Here is an 8,001-nt window from a genome sequence, read left to right as displayed (position 1 = left end):
TGTACGTGGACGTAGACCCGAAACCGGGTGATCTACCCCTGTCCAGGGTGAAGGTGCGGTAACACGCACTGGAGGCCCGAACCCACGCATGTTGAAAAATGCGGGGATGAGGTGGGGGTAGCGGAGAAATTCCAATCGAACTCGGAGATAGCTGGTTCTCCCCGAAATAGCTTTAGGGCTAGCCTCGGAAAACAGAGTCGTGGAGGTAGAGCACTGATTGGGTGCGGGGCCCGCAAGGGTTACCAAGCTCAGTCAAACTCCGAATGCCATAGACTTACTTCCGGGAGTCAGACAGTGAGTGCTAAGATCCATTGTCAAAAGGGAAACAGCCCAGACCATCAGCTAAGGTCCCCAAGTGTGTGTTAAGTGGGAAAGGATGTGGAGTTGCACAGACAACCAGGATGTTGGCTTAGAAGCAGCCATCATTGAAAGAGTGCGTAATAGCTCACTGGTCGAGTGACTCTGCGCCGAAAATGTAACGGGGCTAAACACACCACCGAAGCTATGGCTTGATGCTTTGCATCAGGGGTAGGGGAGCGTTGTATAAGGGTTGAAGGTGTACCGTAAGGAGCGCTGGACATTATACAAGTGAGAATGCCGGTATGAGTAACGAAAAGATCAGTGAGAATCTGATCCGCCGAAAGCCTAAGGGTTCCTGAGGAAGGCTCGTCCGCTCAGGGTAAGTCGGGACCTAAGGCGAGGCCGAAAGGCGTAGTCGAAGGACAACAGGTCGAAATTCCTGTACCACCGTAAGCCGTTATGAGCAATGGGGGGACGCAGTAGGGTAGTGACGCGGACTGATGGATGTCCGTCTAAGCAGTAAGGCTGATGTGTAGGCAAATCCGCACATTGTAAGGCTAAGCTGTGATGGGGAGCGAAAATTATAGTAGCGAAGGTCATGATCTCACACTGCCAAGAAAAGCCTCTAGCCAGGTGATGGTGCCCGTACCGCAAACCGACACAGGTAGGCGAGAAGAGTATTCTAAGGCGCGCGGAAGAACTCTCGTTAAGGAACTCGGCAAAATGACCCCGTAACTTCGGGAGAAGGGGTGCCCCGGTAGTGTGAATAGCACGAGGGGGCCGCAGTGAAAAGGCCCAAGCGACTGTTTAGCAAAAACACAGGTCTGTGCGAAGCCGTAAGGCGAAGTATACGGGCTGACGCCTGCCCGGTGCTGGAAGGTTAAGGGGAGTGGTTAGGAGCAATCCGAAGCTGTGAACCGAAGCCCCAGTAAACGGCGGCCGTAACTATAACGGTCCTAAGGTAGCGAAATTCCTTGTCAGGTAAATTCTGACCCGCACGAATGGCGTAACGACTTGGGCGCTGTCTCAACGAGAGATCCGGTGAAATTTTAATACCTGTGAAGATGCAGGTTACCCGCGACAAGACGGAAAGACCCCATGGAGCTTTACTGCAGCTTGATATTGAATTTGGGTACGATCTGTACAGGATAGGTGGGAGCCTTTGAAGTGTGAGCGCCAGCTTGTGTGGAGGCAACGTTGGGATACCACCCTGATCGTATCTAGGTTCTAACCTGGTACCGTAATCCGGTGCGGGGACAGTGTCAGGTGGGCAGTTTGACTGGGGCGGTCGCCTCCTAAAGAGTAACGGAGGCGCCCAAAGGTTCCCTCAGAATGGTTGGAAATCATTCGAAGAGTGCAAAGGCATAAGGGAGCTTGACTGCGAGACCTACAAGTCGAGCAGGGACGAAAGTCGGGCTTAGTGATCCGGTGGTACCGCATGGAAGGGCCATCGCTCAACGGATAAAAGCTACCCTGGGGATAACAGGCTTATCTCCCCCAAGAGTCCACATCGACGGGGAGGTTTGGCACCTCGATGTCGGCTCATCGCATCCTGGGGCTGAAGTAGGTCCCAAGGGTTGGGCTGTTCGCCCATTAAAGCGGTACGCGAGCTGGGTTCAGAACGTCGTGAGACAGTTCGGTCCCTATCTGTCGTGGGCGTAGGAAATTTGAGAGGAGCTGTCCTTAGTACGAGAGGACCGGGATGGACGTACCGCTGGTGTACCAGTTGTTCCGCCAGGAGCACCGCTGGGTAGCTATGTACGGACGGGATAAACGCTGAAAGCATCTAAGCGTGAAGCCCCCCTCAAGATGAGATTTCCCAGTATGTAAGACCCCTTGAAGACGACGAGGTAGATAGGCTGGGGGTGGAAGTGCAGCAATGCATGGAGCTGACCAGTACTAATCGGTCGAGGGCTTATCCAATAGCAAGTGATAATTCGCGTGTTTCGTTTCGAATCTAGTTTTCAGAGAACGATCTCTGAAATGTAAGCTACGGCGTTTGGTGGCGATGGCGGAGGGGTTCCACACGTACCCATCCCGAACACGACCGTTAAGCCCTCTAGCGCCGATGGTACTTGGACCGCAGGGTCCTGGGAGAGTAGGACGCCGCCAAGCGATTTCCCTTTGGGGTATTTTTTTTGCCCCCCTTGCTAAGGAATAAGGGATTAGGGCCCTTAGCTCAGTTGGTTAGAGCGCACCTCTGATAAGGGTGAGGCCGGTGGTTCGAGTCCACCAGGGCCCATAGCAAGACCACAACAAGAAATACACAGTGTATGGGGCCATAGCTCAGCTGGGAGAGCGCCTGCCTTGCAAGCAGGAGGTCAGCGGTTCGATCCCGCTTGGCTCCACCATTCCCTGATAGCTCAGTTGGTAGAGCACTCGACTGTTAATCGAGTTGTCACAGGTTCGAGCCCTGTTCGGGGAGCCATATGGAGAGGTGTCCGAGCTGGCCGAAGGAGCACGATTGGAAATCGTGTAGGCGTCACAAGCGTCTCGAGGGTTCGAATCCCTCTCTCTCCGCCAGATATTTTTTTAGCAAGGCCCGTTGGTCAAGGGGTTAAGACACCTCCCTTTCACGGAGGTAACAGGGGTTCGAATCCCCTACGGGTCATATTATGGAGGCTTAGCTCAGCTGGGAGAGCATCTGCCTTACAAGCAGAGGGTCGGGGGTTCGATCCCCTCAGCCTCCACCATATAACTTTATAACGACGCGGGGTGGAGCAGCCCGGTAGCTCGTCGGGCTCATAACCCGAAGGCCGCAGGTTCAAATCCTGCCCCCGCAATTAACTTTCCTTGAGAAAGTGATCTGGAACCGTGGTGTAGTTGGCCTAACATGCCTGCCTGTCACGCAGGAGATCGCGGGTTCGAATCCCGTCGGTTCCGCCATTTTTTAATTGAATATACACCGTGCCGGTGTAGCTCAACTGGTAGAGCAACTGACTTGTAATCAGTAGGTTGGGGGTTCAAGTCCTCTCGCCGGCACCATTTTTAGTATTTACATCTGAATTTGTGATAGAATGTATATTACAAGTAAAATTGTTAATACTAAGATACTCTTAGTGGATGAATGGCTTACTCTATGGCGGTCGTGGCGAAGTGGTTAACGCACCGGTTTGTGGATCCGGCATTCGGGGGTTCAATTCCCCTCGATCGCCCCATGATTTTTTAATGGGGATTAGCCAAGCGGTAAGGCAACGGACTTTGACTCCGTCATGCATAGGTTCAAATCCTATATCCCCAGCCATTTCATTACGAGTCATTAGCTCAGTTGGTAGAGCACCTGACTTTTAATCAGGGTGTCGAAGGTTCGAGCCCTTCATGACTCACCATTATATTTTGCGGTCGTGGCGGAATTGGCAGACGCGCACGGTTCAGGTCCGTGTGGGCTAACCCCCGTGGAGGTTCGAGTCCTCTCGACCGCACCATATGTTTTGCGGAAGTGGCTCAGCGGTAGAGCATCGCCTTGCCAAGGCGAGGGTCGCGGGTTCGATTCCCGTCTTCCGCTCCAATATTTGCGCCCTTAGCTCAGCTGGATAGAGCGTTTGACTACGAATCAAAAGGCCGGGAGTTCGAATCTCTCAGGGCGCGCCATTATTCTCATAAGTATCGGGATGTAGCTCAGCTTGGTAGAGCACCTGGTTTGGGACCAGGGGGTCGCATGTTCAAATCGTGTCATCCCGATTTTTTTTATTTGCGGGTGTAGTTCAATGGTAGAACTTTAGCCTTCCAAGCTAATAGCGTGGGTTCGATTCCCATCACCCGCTTCCTAGTAACATATAGAAGAGCCTTTGCTTATAGCAAAGGCTTTTTTTGTGTTAAAAAGAATAAGTGTAATTTATTTAAAATAGGGTCAATTGTCATTTGATTAAGGATGGAATCTTTGTTTAAATAAATAGAACAATTCGTATCTGATTAACCGTATTTATTTATAAAGGAGGACAAACAGTAATGAAAAGAGCTCTGGTCATTGGTGGAAACGGAACATTAGGTAAAGCCGTCGTTGCGAAACTGAGAGATTATTCCGTTAAGGTTATTACAGCAGGTAGACAATCCGGGGATGTTCAGGTGGATATGACGTCGACAGAGAGTATTACTACCCTCTTCGAAACGGTGAGAAATATTGATTACGTCATTGTGGCGGCGGGCCAGACCCATTATGCGAAACTCGAAGAACTGACACCTGAGAACAATATGATTAGTGTGCAGGGTAAACTGCTTGGACAGGTCAATATCGTATTGATTGGACAGCACTATATTAACGACAAGGGGAGTTTCACGCTGGTTAGTGGCATTATACAAGACCACCCTATTGAGAAAGGCGCATCAAGTGCTATGGTCAATGGGGCTATTGATTCGTTTGCCAAAGCGGCAGCGTTTGAGTTACCAAGAGGCATTCGTTTGAATTCGGTTAGTCCTAATCTGTTTGTAGAGTCGGCGGAAAAATATAAGGATTTCTTTATTGGATTTAATCCTGTACCTGTAGAGAAAGTGGCTAATACGTTTATCCAGAGTGCACTTGGGATTGAAACAGCCCAAAATTTCAAAATATATTAAAAGCCGGAAAGTTATATATGATTTTGATGATTACCTATCCCTAATTAATTGCAGGAAGAGAAGGGTGTACATGAAGTGCATTTAAATGTTAAGCATGTAGAATGATTTTTCATGAAACAGGACTGAATGAGACCATTTGGAATATTAAATATAAAGGAGATCCACCGAAAATCCGGTGAATCTCCTTTTGTTTGTTGTGGATGAAACAGAGGTATATTGACTATTATGGAGCAGGTAGTCCAAGAACTTCGAGCATTTCATTACGTTTGAGCGATTCGGCAATGGGGCCGTCAATGAGCCATTTCTTAGCATTGAGGACATAGACATGACCATTTTGAACAGCGGGTAGGCTTTTCCATACTTGGAGTTGCTGGATTTCATTGAGTTCATCTTTTGTTTTTTGCAACGCTTCAGCTGACCCATCTGAGCTAATAGACACGATAAACAGATAGTCTGCTTTGATTTCAGGCAAAAGCTCAACCGAGATACTGGCATTCATCCGTTCCGGATTCTCCGCCTCAAGTTTCGTAACGAGTGCGTCGGGAGTGAATCCAACCTCATAACCCGCTTCTACATAACTGGAAGCTGTAAATGGCGTGGAAGGAATGGACGAGAAGAACAAACGCATATCTTTCTCTTCCAGGCGCAGGAATGCAGCTGTAGGTTTGGTCTTGGTGATATCGGCTGCGAGCTTCTGAGCTTTAGTTACTTGATCTTTATTTTTTTGTAAAAGCTGTTCAGCCCGCTCTTCAATATCTAGCGCAGTAGCTACCTGCACGATAGATTCCTGCCAATTACGGCGATCATAAGTGATCGTAGGCGCGATCTTCTCGAGTTGTTCGAGAATTTTGGCATCCAAACTGGCATTGGCAATAATGAGGTCCGGATTGGCGCTGACTACAGCTTCAAAATTGACACTTTCATTAATGGGTTCGACAGCCACGCCTTGGGCTTCAAGTTGCTCATTCAGATAATCTTGCCGGCCAATAGGTGTAGCAAGTACCAGTGGTACCTCCAAGGAGAGGAGAATATCCTCCATATTAATGGACACAATCCGTTCAGGATGTGCCGGGATTTCTTTGCTGCCACTGGCGCTCTCCACGGTCTTAGTAGCTGATTCAGTGGATGAGTCGCCATCTGTACCCGCAGCTGATTTTACGCCATCTGCAGATGGCTGCGAAGTGCTTGCAGGTGTCTGCCCACACGCAACAAGTAACATGGCGAGTATGAACAGTATCCCCGTTATTTTGACATAATGCTGTTTGTACATCATAATCCCCCTGTGTTTCTAATGATATTGATTCTCAGTACACTATATATTGTAGCGGTCTCATGTTGGGGGAGACATAGCCTTCTGTGCTATCCGGTCATGGATTAATGTGCTGAGTTCCACCAAAAAGTTTCAGGGTTTCATCGATGATCTGATCATGAGCATACGGTGAATAATCCAACCAAGGCATTTCATCTAGCAGATATACATGCTTGTTCTGCACGGGCATCAAATGTTGCCATAGCTGAGTATGTTGTAGTTTATGCCAACGTTGCTGGGATTCTGAGTCCTGATCCACAATCAGTAACATGCGATCTCCAACCATTTGAGGCAACTCCTGTTCATCCATTGCACGATAGACTTGCCCTGGAAGCAGATCGTGTGAAGGGGACACGCCAAGGTCGTTATATAGAACAGCGCCCCCATTGCGTCGCCCGTAGATTAACAGATGACCCATCATGATATGAATAATGGAGACCGTATCCTTACCGATTAGATGACTAAGTTGCTCTTTGGCATAGGCTACTTTGTCATCATACTGTTCCAACCATAGCTGAGCTTCTTGTTGTTGTCCCACAATGGAGGCAACTTGTACGAAGTGTTCCCGCCAGCTCAATCCTTTCCAGGGGATAACGATGGTAGGCGCAATTCGCTGCAGTGTTCTTTTTAACGTATGGGCTTCGTACTCATTACAGAGTATGAGGTCCGGGCTCGCTTGCATCAACAACTCAACGTTGGTTTGCCAGATATGAGGATTCATGCGTTTGCTACGTCCCAGATGATAAGGGATATTCGAGAAAAACAGATTCCTGTGTTGATCACGTCGATTATCGATCAATGCCGCATGGGGGATGATCTGTAATGCCAGCAGATGGCCGGTGGTTCCGAAGGAGAGAGCCGCAATTTTGCTGCGTTTCTGCCGCTGATAGGTGGAGGGAGACACGCCAACATATTTTTTGAATTTGCGACTAAAGTAAAACTCGTCCTGAAAACCAACCTGTGAGGCGATATGTTTGATGGTTTGGCCGGGGACGAGCAGCATCTCTTTGGCCCGGTCCATGCGGATGCTATTCACGTATTCCATGGGACTGATGCCAGTGCTGTTTTTGAATACCCGCGAATAGTGCCACACACTCATGCCTGCCACTCCGGCAAGAACTTCACGAGAAAGATGCTCAGCATATCCAAGCTCAATAAGTTCAAGCGTTTGATCCAAAGCAGAGGTGTGTTCGGAATCTCCTATTGCACTTTCTTTGGGAGGAGCATACACATGGGTTAACAATTCATGCATCAAAGTCTGAATACGAAATGGACGATTTTCTTGAGGTACAGAGATGCATTCATGGAGCTGGGAGGCAATTCTGGTACATTCCTGAAAAAGTTCATGCGGTAATTCATCAGCGTAAGATGAACGAAGTAACCCTTTTTGGTATACCTCCATTACAGTAGAGCCGGAAGTAGCTTTATTGATATCGGAGAGAGGCTTCAACATATCAAAATATATCGCGATGCCTTGTAAAGGATGAACCTCATCCGGTGTATATTTTATCGCTGTTCCTGGCAGGATTAGATACATCTTGCCGATGGTGGCATGATTTTGCCTATGCCCAATACGAATATCGGCTTCACCGCCAGTACAGATGAGCAGAAGATGTGAGTCCGCTAATACGAATGGGGTAAGAAAAGACGCTTGATCGAGAACTTCGGATGTCTTGAATCTTGCATATAGGTCACGGGTATGGTCACCGTTATATATCAGTGGAAAGACTTGCAAAGTCACCAGAATCCCTCCTTAACTTGCAATAGTAACATTACATATGATGTGTTTGAGAATCATTATCAATTATTGCATATTGTCATACAAATAAGAAGTCCAT

Annotated in this window: 3 protein-coding genes, 17 tRNA genes and 2 rRNA genes; 20 read left to right on the top strand and 2 right to left on the bottom strand. The window is 48.4% G+C overall.

Annotated features, from left to right (window positions below):
- The 20 genes from EL84_RS31135 to EL84_RS01695 all read left to right on the top strand — a co-directional run.
- Positions 1–2,223, top strand: a 23S ribosomal RNA gene (locus EL84_RS31135); the annotation flags it as partial.
- Between the two features lie 75 nt (positions 2,224–2,298).
- Positions 2,299–2,415 (top strand): 5S ribosomal RNA (gene rrf, locus EL84_RS01785).
- Between the two features lie 53 nt (positions 2,416–2,468).
- Positions 2,469–2,542: transfer RNA gene (locus tag EL84_RS01780), tRNA-Ile, on the top strand.
- Between the two features lie 33 nt (positions 2,543–2,575).
- Positions 2,576–2,651, top strand: a tRNA-Ala gene (locus EL84_RS01775).
- 1 nt (position 2,652) lies between these two features.
- Positions 2,653–2,728 (top strand) — tRNA-Asn (locus tag EL84_RS01770).
- Between the two features lie 3 nt (positions 2,729–2,731).
- Positions 2,732–2,823: transfer RNA gene (locus EL84_RS01765), tRNA-Ser, on the top strand.
- 16 nt (positions 2,824–2,839) lie between these two features.
- A tRNA-Glu gene (locus EL84_RS01760) sits at positions 2,840–2,911 on the top strand.
- A gap of 6 nt (positions 2,912–2,917) precedes the next feature.
- Positions 2,918–2,993, top strand: a tRNA-Val gene (locus EL84_RS01755).
- 16 nt (positions 2,994–3,009) lie between these two features.
- Positions 3,010–3,083 (top strand) — tRNA-Met (locus tag EL84_RS01750).
- Between the two features lie 25 nt (positions 3,084–3,108).
- Positions 3,109–3,186 (top strand) — tRNA-Asp (locus tag EL84_RS01745).
- A gap of 23 nt (positions 3,187–3,209) precedes the next feature.
- Positions 3,210–3,285 (top strand) — tRNA-Thr (locus tag EL84_RS01740).
- A gap of 97 nt (positions 3,286–3,382) precedes the next feature.
- Positions 3,383–3,458 (top strand) — tRNA-His (locus EL84_RS01735).
- Between the two features lie 11 nt (positions 3,459–3,469).
- Positions 3,470–3,544, top strand: a tRNA-Gln gene (locus EL84_RS01730).
- A 9-nt stretch (positions 3,545–3,553) separates the two neighbouring features.
- Positions 3,554–3,629 (top strand) — tRNA-Lys (locus EL84_RS01725).
- Positions 3,630–3,638: 9 nt separating this feature from the next.
- A tRNA-Leu gene (locus tag EL84_RS01720) sits at positions 3,639–3,725 on the top strand.
- An 8-nt stretch (positions 3,726–3,733) separates the two neighbouring features.
- Positions 3,734–3,808: transfer RNA gene (locus EL84_RS01715), tRNA-Gly, on the top strand.
- A 6-nt stretch (positions 3,809–3,814) separates the two neighbouring features.
- Positions 3,815–3,891: transfer RNA gene (locus EL84_RS01710), tRNA-Arg, on the top strand.
- A gap of 16 nt (positions 3,892–3,907) precedes the next feature.
- A tRNA-Pro gene (locus EL84_RS01705) sits at positions 3,908–3,981 on the top strand.
- 12 nt (positions 3,982–3,993) lie between these two features.
- Positions 3,994–4,064: transfer RNA gene (locus EL84_RS01700), tRNA-Gly, on the top strand.
- 184 nt (positions 4,065–4,248) lie between these two features.
- Positions 4,249–4,854: a short chain dehydrogenase gene (locus EL84_RS01695; RefSeq protein WP_047840450.1), complete on the top strand. Its 606-nt coding sequence runs from the start codon at positions 4,249–4,251 to the stop codon at positions 4,852–4,854.
- Between the two features lie 223 nt (positions 4,855–5,077).
- Here EL84_RS01695 and EL84_RS01690 read toward each other — a convergent pair whose 3' ends face one another.
- The gene (locus EL84_RS01690) at positions 5,078–6,127 is read right to left on the bottom strand and encodes an ABC transporter substrate-binding protein (protein WP_082218795.1); all 1,050 of its coding nucleotides are present in this window, start codon (positions 6,125–6,127) and stop codon (positions 5,078–5,080) included.
- Positions 6,128–6,221: 94 nt separating this feature from the next.
- Complete coding sequence (locus EL84_RS01685) at positions 6,222–7,904, bottom strand: AraC family transcriptional regulator (RefSeq protein ID WP_047840448.1); 1,683 nt, start codon at positions 7,902–7,904, stop codon at positions 6,222–6,224.
- Between the last annotated feature and the right edge of the window lie 97 nt (positions 7,905–8,001).

The sequence above is a fragment of the Paenibacillus sp. VT-400 genome, assembly GCF_001029205.1.
Taxonomy (GTDB): domain Bacteria; phylum Bacillota; class Bacilli; order Paenibacillales; family Paenibacillaceae; genus Paenibacillus; species Paenibacillus amylolyticus.
This window is presented reverse-complemented; position numbering and strand designations above follow the sequence as displayed.

Coding starts and splice junctions, on each gene's coding strand:
- EL84_RS01695 (WP_047840450.1), top strand. CDS start 4,249: ATGAAAAGAGCTCTGGTCATTGGTGGAAACGGAACATTAGGTAAAGCC.
- EL84_RS01690 (WP_082218795.1), bottom strand. CDS start 6,127: ATGATGTACAAACAGCATTATGTCAAAATAACGGGGATACTGTTCATA.